The 20,055-nt window shown below is 69.6% G+C and carries 19 protein-coding genes; 14 read left to right on the top strand and 5 right to left on the bottom strand.

The features are described 5' to 3' along the window. Position 1 precedes the first annotated feature (1 nt). Together H6726_24425 and H6726_24420 are read left to right on the top strand one after the other, a co-directional pair. Entirely contained in the window at positions 2 to 970 is a 969-nt protein-coding gene (locus tag H6726_24425; protein MCB9660814.1) for a hypothetical protein, read from the top strand. Continuing rightward, positions 957 to 1,337: a hypothetical protein gene (locus H6726_24420; GenBank protein ID MCB9660813.1), complete on the top strand. Its 381-nt coding sequence runs from the start codon at positions 957 to 959 to the stop codon at positions 1,335 to 1,337. Before H6726_24425 ends, H6726_24420 begins: the two co-directional genes overlap by 14 nt. On the opposite strand, the gene H6726_24415 is transcribed toward H6726_24420, so the two are convergent. Next, entirely contained in the window at positions 1,328 to 1,759 is a 432-nt protein-coding gene (locus H6726_24415; protein ID MCB9660812.1) for a nuclear transport factor 2 family protein, read from the bottom strand. The genes H6726_24420 and H6726_24415 overlap by 10 nt on opposite strands. 94 nt (positions 1,760 to 1,853) lie before the next feature. Between H6726_24415 and H6726_24410 the strand changes: the two genes are divergently transcribed. From H6726_24410 to H6726_24400, 3 genes are read left to right on the top strand one after another with little or no spacing between them, the layout of a single operon-like run. Continuing rightward, positions 1,854 to 2,339, top strand: a complete 486-nt coding sequence (locus H6726_24410) for a hypothetical protein (protein ID MCB9660811.1) — start codon at positions 1,854 to 1,856, stop codon at positions 2,337 to 2,339. Beyond that, entirely contained in the window at positions 2,329 to 2,955 is a 627-nt protein-coding gene (gene folE / locus H6726_24405) for a GTP cyclohydrolase I FolE (GenBank protein MCB9660810.1), read from the top strand. Before H6726_24410 ends, folE begins: the two co-directional genes overlap by 11 nt. A gap of 6 nt (positions 2,956 to 2,961) precedes the next feature. Then, complete coding sequence (locus H6726_24400; GenBank protein MCB9660809.1) at positions 2,962 to 3,627, top strand: hypothetical protein; 666 nt, start codon at positions 2,962 to 2,964, stop codon at positions 3,625 to 3,627. A gap of 122 nt (positions 3,628 to 3,749) precedes the next feature. On the opposite strand, the gene H6726_24395 is transcribed toward H6726_24400, so the two are convergent. From H6726_24395 to H6726_24385, 3 genes are all read right to left on the bottom strand, one after another. Next, positions 3,750 to 6,137: an MMPL family transporter gene (locus H6726_24395; protein MCB9660808.1), complete on the bottom strand. Its 2,388-nt coding sequence runs from the start codon at positions 6,135 to 6,137 to the stop codon at positions 3,750 to 3,752. A gap of 93 nt (positions 6,138 to 6,230) precedes the next feature. After that, positions 6,231 to 8,057, bottom strand: a complete 1,827-nt coding sequence (locus H6726_24390; GenBank protein MCB9660807.1) for a hypothetical protein — start codon at positions 8,055 to 8,057, stop codon at positions 6,231 to 6,233. Between the two features lie 80 nt (positions 8,058 to 8,137). Beyond that, positions 8,138 to 10,072, bottom strand: a complete 1,935-nt coding sequence (locus H6726_24385; GenBank protein ID MCB9660806.1) for a hypothetical protein — start codon at positions 10,070 to 10,072, stop codon at positions 8,138 to 8,140. Positions 10,073 to 10,377: 305 nt separating this feature from the next. On the opposite strand from H6726_24385, the gene H6726_24380 reads away from it, so the two are divergent. Then, on the top strand, positions 10,378 to 11,736 hold the full coding sequence (locus H6726_24380) for a sigma-54-dependent Fis family transcriptional regulator (GenBank protein ID MCB9660805.1): 1,359 nt from the start codon (positions 10,378 to 10,380) through the stop codon (positions 11,734 to 11,736). A 31-nt stretch (positions 11,737 to 11,767) separates the two neighbouring features. On the opposite strand, the gene H6726_24375 is transcribed toward H6726_24380, so the two are convergent. Further along, a complete protein-coding gene (locus H6726_24375) occupies positions 11,768 to 12,229 on the bottom strand; it encodes a hypothetical protein (GenBank protein ID MCB9660804.1) in 462 nt (153 codons plus the stop codon). 302 nt (positions 12,230 to 12,531) lie between these two features. Here H6726_24375 and H6726_24370 point away from each other — a divergent pair, with 302 nt between their 5' ends. The 8 genes from H6726_24370 (at position 12,532) to nadB (ending at position 20,052) form a co-directional block, all read left to right on the top strand. Then, positions 12,532 to 13,929, top strand: coding sequence for a response regulator (locus H6726_24370; GenBank protein MCB9660803.1), 1,398 nt, complete (start codon positions 12,532 to 12,534; stop codon positions 13,927 to 13,929). Between the two features lie 37 nt (positions 13,930 to 13,966). Then, the gene (locus tag H6726_24365; protein MCB9660802.1) at positions 13,967 to 15,673 is read left to right on the top strand and encodes a zinc-ribbon domain-containing protein; all 1,707 of its coding nucleotides are present in this window, start codon (positions 13,967 to 13,969) and stop codon (positions 15,671 to 15,673) included. A 177-nt stretch (positions 15,674 to 15,850) separates the two neighbouring features. Then, the gene (locus tag H6726_24360) at positions 15,851 to 16,168 is read left to right on the top strand and encodes a hypothetical protein (GenBank protein MCB9660801.1); all 318 of its coding nucleotides are present in this window, start codon (positions 15,851 to 15,853) and stop codon (positions 16,166 to 16,168) included. Positions 16,169 to 16,294: 126 nt separating this feature from the next. Then, the gene (gene sctS / locus H6726_24355) at positions 16,295 to 16,624 is read left to right on the top strand and encodes a type III secretion system export apparatus subunit SctS (protein MCB9660800.1); all 330 of its coding nucleotides are present in this window, start codon (positions 16,295 to 16,297) and stop codon (positions 16,622 to 16,624) included. Next, entirely contained in the window at positions 16,621 to 17,466 is an 846-nt protein-coding gene (locus H6726_24350) for a flagellar biosynthetic protein FliR (protein MCB9660799.1), read from the top strand. Before sctS ends, H6726_24350 begins: the two co-directional genes overlap by 4 nt. A 47-nt stretch (positions 17,467 to 17,513) precedes the next feature. Next, on the top strand, positions 17,514 to 18,050 hold the full coding sequence (hpt, locus tag H6726_24345) for a hypoxanthine phosphoribosyltransferase (protein ID MCB9660798.1): 537 nt from the start codon (positions 17,514 to 17,516) through the stop codon (positions 18,048 to 18,050). Beyond that, the gene (locus H6726_24340) at positions 18,047 to 18,358 is read left to right on the top strand and encodes a tetratricopeptide repeat protein (protein ID MCB9660797.1); all 312 of its coding nucleotides are present in this window, start codon (positions 18,047 to 18,049) and stop codon (positions 18,356 to 18,358) included. The genes hpt and H6726_24340 overlap by 4 nt, the downstream gene beginning before the upstream one ends. A gap of 74 nt (positions 18,359 to 18,432) precedes the next feature. Beyond that, entirely contained in the window at positions 18,433 to 20,052 is a 1,620-nt protein-coding gene (gene nadB, locus H6726_24335) for an L-aspartate oxidase (GenBank protein MCB9660796.1), read from the top strand. Positions 20,053 to 20,055: the final 3 nt, after the last annotated feature.

Here is a 20,055-nt window from a genome sequence, read left to right as displayed (position 1 = left end):
CATGAGCGCGCGGGTCGCCATCGTCGGGGGCGGGGCTGTTGGGCAGGTGTACGGGCTGCACATGCTCGCGGCTGGCGCCGAGGTCACCTACTTCGTGCGGGAGCGATACGTGGCCGAGCTCGAGGCGGGCGTGCCCCTCTACCGCTTGCCGAGCCGCAGCCCGCAAGCGCTGCGTCCGACGCACGTCCAGCACGACGTGGAGGCGCTGGCGGACGGCTACGACCAGGTCTGGCTGTGCGTGCCGACCAACGCCCTCACGTCCGGAGCGCTGGATGGCGCGCTCGCGGCGGTGGCCCGCGCGCCGAAGACGTCGCTGGTGTGCATGCTGCCCGGCATGCAGGTGCGCGCGCTGCTCGATCAGCACCTGCCGCGCGAGCAGGTGGTCGACGGACTGATCGGGATGATCGCGTATCAGGCGCCGTTGCCCGGGGAGAACGTCGACCCACCCGGCGTCGCCTACGTGCTGCCGCGTCTGTCGCCGAGCAAGTTCAGCGGCGCCACGCCGACGCGTGTGCGAGCCGTCTCGGATCTGTTGCGACGCGGCGGGTGTCCTGCTGGCGTGGTCGCCGATGCGCGCGTGAGCCTGGCGTTCAGCTCGTGCTTGATGATGCCCATGGTGGTCGCGCTGGAGGGCGCCGGCTGGCGGATGGCGTCGCTACGGAAGGGCGACTGGCTGACGCTCGCGGCAGGCGCGGCGCGAGAGGCGCTGACTCTGGTGGGGGCCGAGCTGGGTGTGCCCGCCCCTTGGTTCCGCCCGCTCCTCCGGCGACCGCTGTTCTCCCTCATCTCCTATGGAGCCACCTGGCTCGCGCCCTTCGACGCCGAGCTGTACCTCCGCTACCACTTCACGAAGGTGGGTGAGCAGACGCGCCTGATGCTGCGCGGCTACCTCGACAGCGCGGCGGAGCGGCAGCTCCCGGCAGCGCACATCGGCGAGCTGAACCAGAGAGTGTTCGGTGCCAGCCAGTGAGTTCGACGAGCTCGGCGGCGAGGCGCGCCTGCGACCGTTGATCGACGCGTTCGTGGACCGCTGCTTCGACGACATGATGATCGGCTTCCACTTCCGCCGCGCAGACCGCGCGCGTGTGAAGCGCTTCGAGTACCAGCACGCGGCGCACTACTTCGGCGCGCCGGTGGTGTACGAGGGGCGCCCCCTGCGCACCGCGCACGGCCCGCACGCCATCCTGGGCGGGCAGTTCATGCGGCGCCGCAAGCTGCTCGAGGACACGGCGCGCGAGCACGGGCTCGCGGACGACGTCATCGCACGCTGGCTGGCCTACCAAGATTCCCTGCGCGGCGAGGTCACCCAGCAGCAGGGCAGCGGCTGTCAGGACTGAGGCAGCTCACCGTCGAGCCAGCGCAGGTGCAGGGTGCGCGCCGCGATCCGCCACCCCTCGTCGCGCCGGGACAGCGCGTCTTCGTATTCGCCGCCCAGCTGGAAGAAGCGCATCTTGCCGTCGGCGAGGTAGCCGTGCTGCGCCAGCACGTACGAGCGTGCGGACGCGCGCGTGGCGTCGCGCTCGTCGAAGCGCACCCGCACGTTGCTGATGAAGTGCTGCAGGCGACGGTAGCGCGCGAGCTCTTGGGCCAGGAACACCTGCATCTCAGCGAGCTGGTGCCGTGGTCCACCGGTCTGGCGGAAGTCGATGTCGGCGTCGACCGTGAACACGTCGGCGAGCGCATCGAAGCGCTGCTGGTCGATGGCGTCGCTGTACGCGAACAAGAGCTCGTGGATGCGGAGGGTGTCTTCGACGCGCATACGCGCACTGTATCAGGCGCCCCCGCGCACCATGCGTAGTACACTCGTTCGCTTCTCACTCCCGTCGTCCTGCTTCCCCGTCCCAGAGGACCCCATGCACGCACGCCACCCACTCACGCCATCCGTGTCCTACCTCGCGCCCCTCGGCCTGGCCCTGGTGCTCGCCACGCTGGCGGGGTGCGGCGGTGGCTTCCGCCTGCGGCCAGTCGCGCCACGCTCCGCGCAGGGGTCCGTGCTGTTCGTCGGTCACGTCGCGAGCGTGCAGGTCATGCTCGCCCCCGAGCTCGAGGCCGACAAGGTCGCCATGCTGGCGAACAACAACGTCCCGGGCGAGATGGCGCGCGTGCTCACCGGGCTCGGCCAGGGGCAGGTGCCGTTCAACGTGCACATCTACATCACACAGTTCCGCAATGGCTTCGGCCCCGTGCGCATGCACACGCGCACCATCGTCTACGATCCGGCCGGGGCCGTGGTGCGCGACTTCGAGAGCGACTCCACCTCGCTCCGCGGGGGCAGCAAGACGAGCCGCCTCATCCGCATCACGCAGCACAACGTGCAGCTGATCGCCGATGGTCTATAGGAGCCACCGCGCCGTGACCAAGCCAAGACCCACCGAGGAAGAAGCGCGTGAGCACGTGCGCGCGTTGCTGCGCTACCTGGGAGACGACCCCGAGCGCGAGGGCCTGCTCGAGACGCCGAAGCGCGTGGTGAACGCGATGGCCGAGCACTTCGCGGGCTACCTCGAGGACCCGGCCGAGCACCTGGCGAAGACGTTCGAAGAGGTGGAGGGCTACGACGAGCTCGTCCTGGTGAGTGACATCGAGCTGCACAGCCACTGCGAACATCACATGGTGCCCTTCGTCGGGAAGGCTCACGTTGCGTACATCCCCAACGGGCGCGTCGTGGGGCTGAGCAAGCTGGCGCGCACGGTGGACGTCTTCGCGCGCCGCTTGCAGGTCCAGGAGAAGCTCACCGCCCAGATCGCGAACGCCATCCAAGAGCACCTCCAGCCTCAAGGCGTGGCCGTCATCGTGCAGTGTCAGCACTTCTGCATGTGCTACCGCGGCGTGCGGAAGACGGGCTCGTGGACCACCACGTCGAAGCTGCTCGGCGTGTTCCTGGACGACCACAAGGCGCGCCTCGAGCTGCTGACGTTGGTGGGCCTGCCGCGCGCCATCGGCGGGGCGGGGGGCTGAGGCGTCGTGCGCACATGGTTGTTCGCGCTCGCGCTCTCTGGGCTGGCGAGCGTGAGTGCCCGCGTGGACGCACAGTCCTCCTTGCCGCCGCCGCCCATCGAGGAACTCATGGCCGGGGCGCAGGCGGGGCCCGACGTCGTCACCCTGCGTCTTCAGCACGTGCGCGAGCGCCGGCGCGAAGGGGCCGCGCTCTTCACGCTGGGCGTGGTGGGCACGCTGGCGGGCGCGCTCACGGCGGTGGTCGGACGCGACGACGCGCGCTGGCTCTCGTTCGGGCTGACCACGCTGTCGTTCGGGCTCATCAACGTGCCGCTCGGCCTGGGGCAGCTGGACCTTCGCCATCGCGCGCGGACCGAGCCCTTCGAGCTGACGGGTGCGACCCCCGACACGGTGGCTGAGCGTGTGGCGGCGTGGGCGCGCAGCGAGCGTTGGAAGCGCACGTCGTTCGCCGTCAACGCCGGGCTCGATGTGCTCTACGTGGTTGCAGGGGCGCTCTTGGTGGGGCTCGCGCAGCGCACGCGCCACCCTGGCACGGCCCGCGGGGCAGGGTGGGGCATGGTCACGCAAGGCGCAGCGTTGCTGGTGTACGACCTCTACGGCGTGCGCAGCACTACCCGGCGGCTGCGCGCGCTCTCGAACGACGCGTTGGTCTCCCAGGCCCTCGGCCTGTGAGCGCGTCACGTGCGCGCCGGGCGCCGGTGCGCACGTCGGCATGCGGCGGTGGCGCCGGAAGGACGTATGCCAGCGCGTCCCGACGCTGAGGCCATGACGCCACGGGCGCGGACCGCGTTACGTCAGGCGTCGCGGCCGGGTGGCCGTACGCCGCGGTGGTAGATCGCGCGCAGCAGCGCGGGGGTGAAGACCAGGTCCGACGCGAGCGCCACCATGACCGTCAGTGCCACCAAGAGGCCGAAGTGACGGATGTTCTCGAGGCGGGCCAGGCCATAGGTGGCGAACCCGATGGCGAGCACCGCGCTCGTCGCTACCATGGCGCGTGCGGTGTGCGCGAACACGGCGGCGATGCCGCCTTCGGTGCCACCTGTGGGCTCGCTCGCGTGGAAGGCGTAGAAGAAATGGATGGTGTCGTCCACGGCGATGCCGATGACGATGCTGGCCACCATCAGCGTGTTCAGGTCCAGCGGGATCCCGAGCGCGCCCATCGCGCCGCCGACGAGCGCGAGCGGCAGCAGGCTCGGGAGCATGGCCACCAGGCCGAGCTTGAAGTCGCCGAAGAGCAGCACCATCAGCAGCGTGATGACGCAGAGGGCGGCCAAGAAGCTCTTCGTGAGGTCCACCATCAGCGCGCTCACCACCTCGAAGCCCGTGTAGGCCGACCCGGTCAGCTCCACGTGGGCTGCGGTGCCGATCTGCTCCCGAATCCCGGCGTCCAGGTATGCCGCCAACGGCCGGTACTCGCCGGCCTCGAGCCAGCGCACGCGCAGCGTCATGAGCGCGTGCCTCCCGTCGTCCGTGAGGTAGCGTCGCAAGGTCTCTGGTGCGACCACGCGCAGCTGCGCGAAGCGCTCGATGGTCTCCTGCTCCGTCTCGGGCAAGCCATAGCCGTCGGGCTCACCCGACACGGCGCGCTGCGCCTCGCGCAGCAGGTCGAGGGCGCTCGTCACCCCCGTCACGACGCGCTCTCGGCCAGCCCCGGGCGGCTCGTAGGCGAGCGCGTGAGCCGCGAGCGCTGCTAGGCGTCGCATCGCGTCCTCGTGGATCAGCGTCTGGCCCAACGGTGCGCTGACGAGCACTTGGATCGTGGCGGTGCCGCCGAAGGCCGCGTCGACCTCTTCGATGGCGACGCGCGTCGGATCGTCGGTGGGGAGCCAACCCACTGGGTCGTGGCGTCCGCGCAGGTGGGTCAGCCCGAAGCCAGACGCGATCAGCAGCGCGGCCGACAAGAGCAGAGTGAGGTTGCGTCGACCATACCGGAGGCGGCCGGCCTCGCGCCGCGGTCGGGAGGCCGCATCACACAAGGCGAGTACGCGCTCGAGGCGGTCGGAAGCCACGGGGACGCCTTCGCGTGCACGCTGCGCGGCGCGGGCGCCGAGGCCGCCGCCACGGTGGAACGTGAGGAAGGCGGGCAGGAACACCAACGAGAGCAGCAGCGCGGCGGCCACGCCGAGAGCGCCGAAGGTGCCCATGTCCACAATGGCCGCGAGGCTCGCGGTCCGGAAGCTCAGCAGGCCCGCCATGGTGGTGAGGGACGTCAGCAGCACAGGCACCCCGGTCTGCGACACGGCCTCGACGACGGCGTCGCGCGGCGTCGCGCCGTCGCGCCGCAGGTCGCGAAAGTGCGACTGCACGTGGATGGAGTCGGCCATGCCCACGCAGATCAGGAACGCCGCCAGGACGCTCGTGACGCCCGTCATCGGCACCCCGAAGTAGGCCATCGCGCCGAGCGTCCACACCACCGCCTGGACGACCACCAGCAACGGCCCAGCGACCCCGAAGGGGCCGCGGTAGAGGAACGCGAGGATCAGGAGCATGGTCGCGAGGCACGTCCCCACGACCAGCGGGAGATCGCGTTGCATGGCGTGGTCGAGCGCCGTGTCCAGGGCGACCATGCCAGTCAGGTTCAGCCGGAACCCTTCCTCCGTTGCGTTGGCCAACAGTTCCGTCAGCGCGTCACAGACGCGTATCGCCTCTTGGTCGTCGTGGACCTCGCTCCGTACCAGCAGCGTGGCGCCGTAGGCGTCGCCGCTGATCACGTGCTCGACGAGCGCTGGGTTGCCGAGCACGGCGCGCCGCAGCGCGGGGATCGTGTCGTCGCTGGGCGCGTCGGTCAGCAACGGTCGCGCGCGCAGCTCGCCGTCGGCGAGGACCAGCTGCGTCGCGTTTGCCAGCGAGGTCACCGAGAGGCCGAGGCCCTCGATGCGCTCGTGCAGTGCACGCAGGCGCGAAAGGAACTGCGGGGTGAGCACCTCGCCCTGGGCACTGACGAGGAACACCTTGTCGTGCCCGAAGAGCGCCTCGAGGCGCTCGAGGGTCGCGACCGAGGCGGAGTCGCTGCCGAGCAGATTCTCGCTGCGGTGGTTCACAGTCAGCCGATCGAGGGCCAGCCAGCCACACACGGACGTGAGCACGGCACACACCACCAGCGCAACCCAGCGCAAGGCGGTGACTCGCCGCGCGAGCTCGCCGAACACCACCGGGCCGAGCGGCGTGTGGGGTTCGTTCATCCCGCGCCCTCCGAGCGTCGGCCGCGCGCGCCGGAGCTTCGTCCGATCCTGGATCGTGCTCCGACGGGGCGCGCGGACGTGCGAAGGGGGCGTTCAGTCACAGCGGGGATCGGTGCAGTAGCCGTCCCCGAGGCCATCGGCAAGGGCGGACGAAGCGCAGGCGAAGCCCAGGGGGCACTCCGCGTCGGTGCGGCACCGCAGCTCGCACAGGCTGGTCGCGGGCTCACAGGCCAGCCGGGCGTCGTCGCGGCCCGCGCGCGCGCGAAGCGCAGCGAGCCCGGCCGCATCGAGGGCGCAACCGTCGGGCACGCTCAGACGACACGCGCTGCCCCAGCTCGGCACGTCCGGATCTCCCACGTCGTCGAACACGCACTCGATCCGCAGCTGCGCCCTGGGCGTTGGCTCGGTCGCTGCGAAGTTCAATAGCTGCGGGCGCGTGGCTGGGCATTGACCGAGCGCCCGCGCGGTGTAGTCGTCGTAGTACCAGCCCACGCCAGCCGGAGGGGCCGCCGCCACGCGCTCTTCGTCGGACGGCACCAGCTGGGTCAGCCGACAGACCTCGCGGCCCGACTCGTCGAGCCGCGCCAGCGAACGCCCCGGGACGTCCGCGCAGCGTCCGCCTGACGGGAGCGTCTCGTCGATCTGACAGCGCACCTCACCGCTCGGGAGGCGTCGCAAGGGGGTCGCGAGACAGCTGTCCCCGAGGGCCGCGGCGATGGGCGCGAGGAGGCTGGTGGCCAACGACGAGTAGTCCGCGCGACCCAGCGTGTCAGCGCGGCAGATGCTCTCGAGCACCACCTGCCCGCCCCCCTCGCGTAGCGCCTCGGCCACTTGCACGATGCGGCGGGCGGGCGTCGCGCTGGAGGCAAGTGTCCCTTCCATACGCGTACACGCGGGTACCAACGAGGCCGGGGCATCGGGCGCGGCACGCTCTGCCATGGCCGGGTGTCGCAGCAACGCCTGGAAGTCCCCGTCTCTTTGGAACGCCTCGCTCGCGTCGACAGGCAGCCCTACGACCCCCGCGAGCACCACGCCGCGCGTGGGCAGCGCCAGGAGCCCCTCCACGTAGCGCGTCGGCTCGTACTGCGCATCGCGGTACGCCGCGCAGCGTCGGTCCAGCAGCGGGGTCGGGTGGGTTCCTGGGTCGTCGTCGAGGAACGGGCCCGGGTATGCGTCGCCATCGACTTGGTAGAGGCGATCGTCCGGGCTGGAGCAGTCGTCCTCGTCGGTGAGCAGCACCACGACCAGGACCGCGTCCTCGCGCAAGAACCCCACGTTGGCACCGTCGCCGTGACCGACGCGACCTTCCACGAACAGCGGTCCGGCCGTGCTGGGCGTCAGCGCCTTGAGCAGCGCTTCCAAGGGCTGCTCGAAGTTGCATCCGTCGGTCCCGACCGTGGCCACACACTGGGCCGCCACTGCCACGTCGTCGGCGCTCAGCTCGGGGAACGAGACGAAGGGCGGGTAGGCCGATGCGCAGGCGACGGCGGGCACCACGCCTGACGTCTGCTGCAACACACCGTCGGCTCCTCGCCCTCCGGGGCACTGGCTCGAGGGGTAGGGACCCGTCCCCATGTCCGTGCGCACGACACCTACGTGCAGGTCGTCGATGCGCTCGAGGTCACGCAGGCCGTCTTCGTCCACGTCGCCTGTGGTGAGGATGCGGATGAGGCGCGGGATCTCGCGTCGCAGGGCGCGTTGTTCGTCATCCATGGAGGACGAGTCGTCCACGACCAGCAGCAGATCCAGGCGGGGTGGCGGCGTGATCGTCACACGCTCCACGAGGATGCGCTGCCCGCAGGGCGGCACCGATCCGAGGTCACGTGCGTACGGGTCGCAGCCCAGGCCCACCAACGCGCTCAACAGGAGCGGCAACCCGCGTGTGTTCGCTCGGGTTCGACGTAGAGGGGCGAAGGGCATGCGCAGCGACACAGTAGGCCAGAAAACGAAAACGGCGACCCCCGTGAGAGGGTCGCCGCGTTCAGCGTGTCACGTTGGGTTCAGAACTGACAGGTCGGGCTCACGCAGTACGCGTTGTTGCCCTCGTTGCCGTCGTCCGACCCGAAGCACACGTTGCCACCCGGGCAGTCGGCGTCCGTGGCGCACGCGAACTGGCACGTGTTCGTGACGTTGTCACACACCAAGGACGCTCCCTCGCGGTCGTAGCGCGAACGGAAGCTGGCGAGGTCGTCACCATCCAGGTCGCACGGCGCCTGATTACCGCCGGCGCACTCGGAGCCGATGTCCGCGACGTCTCCCGTCGGGACCACCGGGCTCACGCACTCGAGGCGGAACTTCGCGCCCGGAATCGACTCGGCACCCGTGGTGAACCGGATCTGCTGGCGGTTGTCCTCTTCGAAGCGGAAGCAGTCGTCGTCGAGCTCCGCCGAGTAGTCGTCGTAGAACCAGCCGAGCCCGCTCGGCTCCTGCCCGTTCGCGATGTTCTCGGGGGTGGGGACGACCTGGTTCACGCGACACACCTCGCGCGTCCCCTCCATGCGCACGGCCTCCGGCTCGCGGCCGCGGGCCTCCTGTTCGGCGCAGGAGGAGCCCTCGGGGAGCACCTCGAGGATCTGACAGAACACGGTGTTGTCGCCTCCGCGGATGAGCGGGCGCGGGAGGCAGCTGGTGGGCAGCGACGCGGCGATGCGCGCCACGATCGACTGGACAGCGTCGCTGAAGTCGGCGGTGTAGTCGCCGTTCTCAGCGTCGCGGGCCTGACAGATGGAGGCCACCACGCCGCCGGCCTGCGCCTCGATGAGCCCCCGTGTGACCTCCAGCAGGCGGCGCGGCGGGTAGGCCTCGTTGTCGAGGTTCGCGTTCCCGGGATCCATCGGATTCGGGCGCACACAGCTCGGCTCGAGGTCGTTGTTCTGGGCGTTGGCGCGCTCGATCATCGATGCGTCCGCCAGGATGGCCTCGATGTCCACGGTCGTCACTTCGATGCCGTTGACGAGCTCCGGTCGGCTGTTGGCATCGAGGACGTCCGGGTCGACGCCCGAGATCGTGGCGAAGATGGTGAAGTCGGGGCGCTGTCCGGGCCGCAGGGCCAGGATGCCGTCCACGTACCGGGTCATCACGTCGTACTGCACGTTTCGGTACGTCGCGCACTGCCGCTGCGGAGCCGGCATGTTGGCGTTGTCCCGGGGGACGGGGTACGTCTGGTCGCCGCTGGTCACGTCGTAGAGATCGAGGTCCGAGCTCGAGCAGTCGTCCTCGTCCGTCACCACGATCACCGCGAGCAGCGAGTTGGCGCGGAGGAAGCCCGAGTTCACGCCCGACCCACCGTGCCCGGTCGTCCGACGCACCTCCACCCCGCGTCGGAACTGCGGGAACGTGACGGTGGAGTCCGCCGGGGTGAGGGCTTTCAGGACGGCCTCGAGCTGCTGTTCGAAGGAGCATCCGTCAGAGCCCGTGTCGGCGAGGCATCCGACGGACGCTGCGAACGTCGCTGCATTGTCCGTCCCCGCCATGAACGTGAGGAACGCGGGGACGGCGGGCTCCGTGGGGCACGCGCCGTCCGAGCCGCGGTGGAGATCGATCAGGACGCCGTCATCGCCCAAGACGCTTCCGCAACGCGCTGCGGCTGGGATGTCGACCCCGCCGATGCCCATGTCGCTGGTGATGATGCCGACTTGGATGCTGGAGACCGGCTCGAAGTCCTGAATGGTGTCGCCATCCAGGTCGCCACCCGCGAGGATCTCGACCAGACGGGGGATCTCCGAGATGAGCGCTTGCTGCTCTTCACGCATGGACGCCGAGTTGTCGACCAGGAAGAGGAGGTCGATCTCGTTGATCTTCTCGACGGCGACCTCGTTGACGACACCCGACACGGTGCACGGGTTGATGGGCCTCAGGGGGCGGTCGAGACAGCCCCCGAGCAGCACGGTGGCGATCGAGAGCAGGGCTGTGAGACTGCGTGAGCGCAAGTACATGGTTCCTCCAAGAACGCGAGGCCGCGAAGATACCTCCACAGGCCCAGAAAGATCAACACCATAGGGTGCTTAGGCGATGAGGCGAAGGTCCGAGTCCGCTTTCGAGCCAAGCGAACCGCGTGCCACCCGACCCAGGGGCGCTTTCTGGTGTTGTGCAGCGTACGTGCGGCAACTTGGTTGTCATGCGTCAACGGTGTGGTCTGTTCGGCGTTCGCCCTCGACGTACGGCCCCCCGCTAGATACGTTTTGCAGATGCGACGAATGCTGCTCCGCAATCATTGCGAGGGTCTACCCCGAGGTCGGCTGTGAAGCGGGTCTTGGTCGCCGACGACGAAGAGAACATCCGGCTGGTGCTGGGGACGCTCCTCAAGAAGGCGGGCTACGAGGTCGAGACCGTGGCGAGCGCCGAGGAGGCCCTGTCCAGAGTGTCCACTTTCGACCCAGACTTCGTGCTGGCGGACGTGCGCATGGGCGGGATGACGGGCATCGAGCTGTGCGCCGCGCTGCGCGCCCGCGGGCAGGACGCGACGGTCATCATCATGAGCGCCTACGGCTCCCTCGACCTCGCGCTCGACGCGATGAAGGCGGGTGCCTACGACTACGTGGCCAAGCCCTTCAAGCGCGACGAGGTGTTGCTCGCGCTGCGCAAGGCCGAGGAACGCGAGACGCTGCGGCGGGAGAACAAGGCCCTCCGTGAAGCCGTGCGCGAGCAGCAGTCGTTCGCGCAGATGCTCGGCAAGAGCGACGTCATGCGGCAGGTGTTCCGCGTGGTCGAGAAGGTCGCCGGCTACGACACGACCGTGTTGATCCAGGGCGAGAGCGGCACGGGCAAGGAGCTGATCGCCCGTGCCCTGCACGACCACGGGGCGCAGCGGGCCGGCCGCTTCGTGCCCGTCAACTGTGGCGCCATCCCTGGCTCCCTGCTCGAGACGGAGCTGTTCGGCCACAAGAAGGGAGCGTTCACCGACGCGCGGTCCGACAAGCGCGGCCTGTTCGAAGAAGCGGACGGCGGGACGCTGTTCCTGGACGAGATCGGCGAGCTGCCGCTGCCCCTCCAAGTGAAGCTGCTGCGCGTCCTCCAGGAGGGGACGATACGCCCCGTCGGCGACACGCGCGACAAGGCCATCAAGGTGCGCGTCGTCGCGGCTACCGTGCGCGACCTCGAGCACGAGGTGCGCGAGGGGCGCTTCCGCGAAGACCTCTTCTACCGCTTGAACGTGTTGCAGATCAAAGCGCCGCCGCTCCGTGAGAGGGCGGACGACATCCTCCTGCTCGCGGAGCACTTCGTCGCACGCTGCAACGCTCGGCTCGGCACCGACGTGCGTGGCCTGGACGCCGTCGCCAAGAAGCGCCTCCTCGAGTACCCCTTTCCGGGCAACGTCCGCGAGCTGGAGAACCTCATCGAGCGCGCGGTGGTCTTGACCGAGCGGCAGCAGCTCGGTGAGTCCGACCTCCCCGAGCGCGTCCGCACGCCTACCGACATGGTGGCGTCCATCCTCGCCAGCGGGGAGCTGTCCATCAAGAAGACGCAGCGTTTCATCGAGGAGGCGCTGATCCGCAAGGCCCTCGACAAGACCGACGGCAACCGCACGCAGGCCGCGAAGCTGTTGGAGATCAGCCACCGCGCGCTGCTCTACAAGATCAAAGACTACGGCCTCGCGTGACCCGCGGGCGCGGGCCGACGCAGCCCGGACGCTACATGCCGGAGAGGATCAGGTAGCGAGAGTTCGCGTCGTCCCACTCCAGCACCATGCGCTTGTCCTCTACCTTGTGATGCCACTCGTTCTCGCCGCGGTGGTCGGCGATCAGGTAGCTGGCGGTGTAGCGGAACTCGACCAGCACGTCGTCCTCGCGGAACACCACGTGCCGGTAGCGAATTTCGAAGCGAACGTCCTCCACCCGCGCGAACAGCTCTGGCAGGGTCGCGGCGAGCGTGTCGTAGTCGACGTCGTCTTCGCCGGTGGGCGTGCCCGACAGGTCCAGGTAGCGCGGCGACGCCATCCCGGTCAGCAGGGCCACGTCTCGATCCTCCAACGCGCGCCGATAGGTCTCCATGAATTCGATCACTTCGCGGTTTGCTGCCGTGTCGGGCACCGTGGTGTTCGGGATGTCTCGCGTGCAACCGCCCGCGAGGACGGCAACGAGGGCTGTACACAAGACCAGGTAAGCCCACGTGGACGACCGCGCACGCAAACCGCGTGTCGAGGAGCTGGGACGCAGGGGGGAGGCGGAGGGCAGAGCGGAGACGGGGCGCATCATGAGGTCAATCGAGGTCGCAGCGGGGTCTATTCCCGCGCGGCGGCTAGCCATTGTGCGTGGCGCAGGGGTCGTCGTCCAGAAGGCGGCGGATCGGGTCCGTCTCGCGGACGTCTGGGATTTGCGAGTTGTGAAAGCGAAGAGCGGTGCTGTAGCATTCCCGTTCCGAAGGGCGACCGAGACGCTCGCCCCTTCCCCCCGCGATGAGTAACGGTTCAGGCGACAAGAAACAGCTCGGCAAGATCCTGCTGAAGCAGCGTCTCGTGACGCAGGCCGAGCTAGACGAGCTCTTGGCCGAGCAGCGCACCCATCCTGGGCAGCGGCTGGCCACCACAGCCGTGAAGTCCGGCAAGGTCGCGGAAGTGGACCTCTTGAAGGCGCTCAGCGAGCAGCACGGCTTGCCCGGCATCGACCTCACGCAGGTGGTCATCCCGAGCGACAACCTCAAGCTCGTGCCGGTCGAGATCGCCCGACAGCATCTGATCCTCCCCGTGCTCGTAAAGGAGGATCGGGTCTATCTCGCCATGGCGGACCCGAACGATCGCCGCGTGGTGGACGAGATCGAGTTCGTCACCGGGCTGCGCGTGTTCGCGCACGTCGCCCTGCACGAGGCTCTCAAGGTCGTCATCGACTACGCCTACGCGGCCCTCGAAGCGAACGAGCCGTACTACATCGGCTCGCATGTCACGGACGAGTACCTCGCGTCCGTGGGCATCACGCCACCACCGCGTCGCGCCGCGCCGCCCCCCGTGCCCCCCGCAGCGCCCACGCGCCGGGAGGAAGAGTCGCGCGTCGCGGCCGTCGAGATCCCGACCGCCGCCACGCGGCCCCGCCCGGAGCGCCCCAAGGTGCTCGTCGTGGATGACGAGGACGACATCCGCAAGCTGCTGACGCGCGTGCTCCAGACCAAGGGCTACCAGGTCATCGAGGCGAAGCGGGGCCTCGAGGCGCTGCAGCTGGTGCGCGACGACACGCCCGACGTCATCCTGCTGGACGCGATGCTCCCCGAGGTGCACGGCTTCGAGATCTGCCGACGCATCAAGGGCAGCAAGCGCTACGGGCACATCCCCATCATCATGGTCAGCGCCATCTACCGCGGCTGGCGCGTCGCCGAGGACCTCAAGTCCAGCTTCGGCGTGGACGCGTTCCTCGAGAAGCCGTTCAAGATGGGCGACGTGCTGAGCCACGTGGATGCGGTGCTCGACGGGCGCAGCGGCGAGGTGCAGCCCGACGACATGCTCTCGAAGGAGACGTCGGCGTTCCTGGAGCAGGGGATGGACGCGTACCGCGGGGGGGACCTCGAGTTGGCGGTAGCCAAGCTCCGGCAGGGGTTGGGGGTCGATCCCGCGAGCTTTCAGCTTCACTACCACCTCGGCTTGGTGCTGGGGCGTGGTGATGACATCTTCGACGCGATTCAAGAGCTGGAGACCGCCGTAGACCTGCAACCCCGACACTTCGCCGCGCTGAAGAACCTCGCGATCCTGTATCAGCGGGCTGGCTTCAAATACAAGGCCATCGAAATGTGGGAACGTGCGCTCGGCAACTCCCCCGACGACGAGACGCGGCAGGGCATCAAGGAACACCTGATGGCGCTGCTCTGAGCGCCCCGCGACACGTCCCCCCAGGCACCCGGACCCGATGAAATTTCTCTGCGACAACTGCAAAGCCAAGTACCAGATCCCCGACGAGAAGGTCGCAGGGCGCACGCTGCGCATGACATGCCGCAAGTGCGGCAACGACATCCTGATCCGAGGCGCGGGCGTGACTCCCAGTGTCGCCCCGCCAGCGGCTGCCCCGACTGAAGCGGCGGCACCACAGGCGGCTGTCCCCAAGAAGGCTCCGGCCGTCGTGTCGAAGGTGGCGCCGGTCCCGATGGCCGCGGCCAAGACGTCGTCCGTCCCGGCCAAGGCGTCTTCGGTTCCCACGAAGGCGGCTGGCGTCCCGGCCAAGGCTGCTGGGGTGCCCGCCAAGGCGCCAGGGGCGTCCGCCAAGAGCGCTGGCGCCGCGAGCGCGGCGCGGCCGTCGGCGCTCGGGGCGGACTTCCGCAAGAAGGTCGGCAACGAAGACGCCGGGTCGCTGCGGACGTCCGCTGCGGCCCCGATGCCTCAGGCCACCGAGGAGTGGCACGTCGCCGTCAACGACGTCCCGGTCGGGCCGATCCAGCGGGACGAGATCGCGCGCAAGATCGGTACGGGTGCGGTCACGGGGGACTCCCTCGCGTGGCGTGAGGGGTTCGACGACTGGCGGCCCATCCGTGAGATTCCGCAGCTCGCGTCCTTGTTGGACCAGCGTCGACGACCATCCGTCCCGCCTGCGACCCGCACTGGAGGTTCGGGAGCCACGCCGCGTCCCACGGGTCCGCGGGGACGACCTGGCTCGGGCGCGTTCACCCTCCCCACGTCCGATCGCTCGAGCGCCAACTTGGTCCCGGTCGGAGGTCGTGCCGCGGCGCCCGTCGCGCCCCCTGGGAACATGCTCCCGGACGCGCCAGGCCAGGACGACTTTGCGCTGGACTTCGCCAGCCCGTCCTCCATTCCACCGGCGCCTGTCGCTCCCACCGCGTCCCAGACGGCACCCGCCGTCGCTGCGCCCATCGCCGTGGCCGCGTCCACGGCGGCCAACGAACCCGCATACCGGGAGCGCGAGTCTTCTCAGAAGACGCCCGTGTGGGTGTGGGGCATGCTCGCGGGCGGCATCTTCTTCGGGGTCGTGCTGGGCATGAAGGGATCGGAGTGGTTCGGCGCCCAGGAACCCGCGACCGTCGCCGTGGCAGACACGCCCTCGCCGGACCCCACCCCCGATCCTGTCGTTCCACCCTTGGAGGTGCCCGAAGAGACCGATACGGTCGACGCCGGCGCGCCGGAGTCGGAGCCAGAGGCCGAGACGTCGACCGGCCACAGCCGGAGCGGCTCCAGCACCAGTCGTGCGCCGACACCCACCGCCCCCACCATGGCAGCGACGGCCATGGCGGACGACGCCGCGTTCGCGCAGTTCGAGTCCGTGGGCTCGTCCGCCAACCCCTCGTCCATCGGAACCACCATGTCCGCCGCCGCTGCGCCGCCGCTCGAGGCCTCGGCCGTGCAGCGCGTGGTCAACAACAACCGGCGCGCGCTGCAGACCTGCTACGAGCGCGCAGCACGCGGTCAGGCCAACCCGCCCCGGGCGCGCATGGACGTCAATGTCACCGTGGGCCGCAGCGGCACCGTCACCGCGGTGAACGCTACGGGCAATGACTTCGGCGGCTTGGGGTCGTGCATCGAACAGAGCGTGCGTCGCTGGCGCTTCCCGGCGTCGTCGGACGGCGGCTCCACGCGCTTCCCTGTCGTGTTCAGCGCTGGGGGGTGAAGGCGGCGCAGTTCGCAGGCACCGCCCGCCCGCGACCGGCCCGTCGGCCCACTCGGCCAGGGCGCGCGTGTCGCGTCTGCCGCTCGGCCGGCGCGCCAGACGGGGTCCGAGCCATGTGGAAAACTACGCAAGGACCTTGGCTTTCGCGTCCGGTTTCTGCGACCATCGCAGGGAGCCGTGAGCAACGCGACCGACGACACCAAGTCCGACCCGGGGTCTCAAGCGGACGAGCTGACCGAGATGTGGGACGCCTCGGCGCTCGACGCCGCAACGGCCGAGCTGGAGGCGCAGGCCGCTGCCCGACCCGCGACGGCGCCGGTCCGTCGTGACGAGCCGTCCGTCCAAGTGAACATCGCGGCTGCGCCGAGCGCACCACGCAAGGTCCGCAAGAAGAAGAAGGGCCTCGCCGCCATGGGCCTGCCCGTGCAGCTGGCCTTGGCGGTCCTGGTGGCCGTCGTCACGTTCGGCCTCGTCAAGCTGTTGCTCACGCATTGACGGACGCCCTGTGGGCGCCTCAGCGCGACGCGCGCGCGGACCGATCCGAGCTGGGGTGGACTCCGCTCGCGTACGACGGCCGGCTCGTCCGGGCCCGTCTCGACGCGGCGTGCCCCGGGTTGCTCTATGGCCGTTCTGCTGCTCCACTGCGCCGCATGTGCGTGTCGAACCACATGGGAGTACCTGGTGGAACCCGCTGAGCTCTCACGCCTCACGACCGAGGCGCTCTACTTGGCGCTCCTGCTCTCCGGACCAGCCCTGCTCGTGAGCCTGGTCGTGGGTCTGTCTCTGGGGGTGCTCCAAGCCGTGACGCAGGTGCAGGAGCAGACGCTCAGCTTCGTCCCCAAGTTGGTGACGGTGGGGCTGGTGCTGGCCTTGGTCGGTGGCGCGCTCGGTGGGGAGTTGACGCGCTTCAGCGCGGGGCTCTTCGAGGCGCTCCCAGAGCTGCAACGATGAACCCCACCGCGGCGCTGCTCGAGGCCTGCCTCCGCGCGCTGGATCCCGGGGTGAGCGTCCCGCCGCTGCACGTCGGCCTGTTGGTGTTGGCCCGCTTGACTCCGCTGACCATCCTCGGTCCCCTGTTCCTCCTGCGACCAGCCCCGCCCCTCGGACGCGCTGGGGTGGCGCTGGTGTCGACGCTTGCGCTCTCGCCGCTCGCCGCCGCGCACGCCAATGCGTCACTCCCCGGCGACGCCCTGACCCCCGATGCGCTCTCGCTCGTGGTCTCGCTCGCTGTGGAGGTCTTGCGTGGCGCGCTGTTCGCGCTGGCCATCGCCCTCCCGGTCGTCGCGCTCGAGGGGGCTGGGCAGTGGTTGGACACGCTCCGCGGCGCTCAGCAGGGGGGCGGTTCGGGTCCCATCTTTGGTGGACACCTGACGCCCTTGGGGACGTGGCTGAGTCTGTTTGCGGTAGCGCTGTTCTTCGCGTTCGGCGGGCACCGCGTCGCGCTCGAGGCGTTCGCGGCGGGCTTCGAGTTGGTGCCGGTGGGCACGCCGCTCGCCGGCGACGCGTGGCCGGCGCTGGCGGAGCGCAGCATGCGGTGGGTGGCCGCCGCGCTCGCGCTGACCGTGTCCATCGGCGCTCCGGCCGCGCTCGCGCTCGTCCTGACGGAGCTCGGGATGGGGTTGCTAGGGCGGACCGCGCCGCAGCTCCCACTGCACTTCGCCAGCATGCCGCTGCGCGCGTCCGTGGGCGTGCTGGGGCTGCTGCTCACGCTGGGTGTCCTCGTGCCTCTCCTGCCCGAGCTGTTCACGTCGGGGATCGACGAAGCGCGCACATCGCTTCCGCTCACGCGCTGAGCCCGCGCGTCTTGACAGGTGCGCCGGTGGCGTCGAGTCTCCCTTGCATGTCGCCCACGCCAGCGCCGCGCGTCCTGATCACAGAAGACACCATCGCGGCGCGGGTCCGTGAGCTCGGGCGCGACATCTCCACGCGCCATCGCGGACACCCGGTGGTGCTCGTGGCCGTGCTCAAGGGCAGCTTCGTCTTCGCCGCGGACTTGGCCCGCGCCCTCGACGACGACCTCGAGGTCGAGGTCGAGTTCATGGCCGTGCGCAGCTATGGCGACGCGACGGAGACCAGCGGCGTCGTGCAGATCACGAGCGATCTAACGCGTTCGATCGAGGGCAAGCACGTCATCCTCGTGGAGGACATCGTGGACACGGGGCTGACGATGGCCTACCTGTTCGAGAACCTGCGCACGCGAGGTCCCGCCACGCTCGAGCTGGCGTCGCTCCTGCACAAACCTGCGCGGGCGCGTACGCCCGTGCACATCGACTACCTGGGCTTCACCATCGACGACGTCTTCGTGGTTGGATATGGGCTCGACCATGCGCAGAAGCTGCGCAACCTGCCTTACCTGGGTGTGCTGGAGGAGGGATGAGCAAGCGCCTCGACATGTTGGACGCGATGATCGCGAAGGGCAGCCAGGACCCGTTCGTGCACTACGCGCGCGCGATGGAGCTGCGGAGCCTGGAGCGCCTGGACGACGCGCTCGGCGCGTACCAAGCGGTGATGGCGCGCTTTCCGGACTACGTTCCGTCGTATCTCATGGCGGGGCAGGTGGCCGAGCAGCTCGGACGGGTGGACGAGGCGCGCGCCGCGCTCGAGGCGGGCGTCGCTGCGGCCCAGCGCACGGGTGACGGACACGCGCTCGGCGAGCTGCGCGGGCTGCTGGCGACCCTTCACTGACGCGCCGGGCGTCGAGGCTTTGCGTGCAGGCGCCGGGCTGCGCGGCTCCCGGGTGCTGGTATGCTCGCCCCCTCATGCGTGTCGACACCGACTTCTTGATCATCGGCTCGGGCGTGGCCGGGCTCACCCTCGCGCTCGAGCTCAGCGAGCACGGCACGGTCACGTGCGTCACCAAGCGCAGCCGCGAGGACTCCGCGACCAACTACGCGCAAGGGGGCATCGCGGCGGTGCTGGACCCGACCGACTCGTTCGACGCACACGTGGCGGACACGCTCACGACGGGGGGCGGTCTGTCGCACCGCGACGTGGTCGAGATGGTCATCGCCGACGGCCCCGCACGCATCCGCGAGCTGATGGAGATCGGCGCCAAGTTCAGCCGTACGTTGGACGCCGACGGGAACGAGACGGAGGACTTCGACCTCACACGCGAGGGTGGGCACAGCGCGCGCCGCGTGATCCATGCGGGGGACATCACGGGCCGCGAGGTGCAGCGCGCGTTGGTGGCGGCCGTCCTTGCGCAGCCCCGCATCAAGCTGCTGGAGCACCACATGGCCATCGACCTGCTCGAGCTGAGCAAGTTCGGAGGCGAGCGTCGCGTGGCCGGCGCGTACGTGCTCGACGAGGACAGCGGTGAGGTGCTCACGTTCGTCGCGCGGGCCACGGTGCTGGCCACGGGCGGCGCGGGCAAGGTCTACCTCTACACATCGAACCCGGACGTCGCGAGCGGTGACGGCGTGGCCATGGCCTACCGGGCGGGCGCGCTGCTGGCGAACATGGAGTTCTTCCAGTTCCATCCGACGTGCTTGTTCCATCCCAAGGCCAAGAGCTTCCTCATCAGCGAGGCGCTGCGCGGGGAGGGGGGCATCCTCCGGCTCGCGGACGGCACCGCGTTCATGGAGCGGCACCACGCCATGAAGGACCTCGCCCCGCGTGACGTCGTGGCGCGTGCCATCGACTTCGAGATGAAGCGCACGGGTCAGGACTGCGTGTTCCTCGACATGACGGGCGAGGACGCCGACTACCTGGCCTCGCGCTTCCCGAACATCCACGAGCGCTGCATGGAGTACGGCGTGGACATGCGGAAGGACCCCATCCCGGTCGTCCCGGCGGCGCACTACATGTGCGGTGGCGTCGTGATCGACCTCGACGGGAAGACGAGCTTGCCGGGGCTCTGGGCCGTCGGCGAGGTCACCTGCTCCGGGCTGCACGGCGCCAACCGGTTGGCCAGCAACAGCTTGCTGGAGGGCTTGGTCTACGGGCGGCGCGCGGCGGGGAGCATCGTCGCCTCGGCGGACCTTTCAGGTATGCCCAACATCCCCGAGTGGGACCCGGGCGCGGCGGCCCCGAGCCACGAGGCGGTCATCGTCACGCAGAACTGGGACGAGCTGCGCCGCTTCATGTGGAACTACGTGGGCATCGTGCGCTCGGACAGGCGCCTGAAGCGCGCGGCGCGGCGCATCGCGGTGCTGCAGGAGGAGATCCGCGAGTACTACTGGAACCACCTGGTCAACCGTGACCTGCTCGAGCTGCGCAACATCGCCGACGTGGCGGAGCTCATCATCAAGAGCGCAGCGGCGCGCAGCGAGAGCCGGGGGCTGCACTACACGGTGGACCATCCGGACATGGATGACGATCGCTTCGGCGGCGACACGTACATCAGCCGCGACGAGGCGCCGCACATCCGCAAGCGCTGACCG

This window comes from Sandaracinaceae bacterium (assembly GCA_020633055.1).
Lineage (GTDB): Bacteria > Myxococcota_A > Polyangia > Polyangiales > Houyiibacteriaceae > JADJJE01.
Note: the sequence above shows the minus strand (reverse complement) of the source record. Positions and strands in the feature narration are given on the sequence as shown.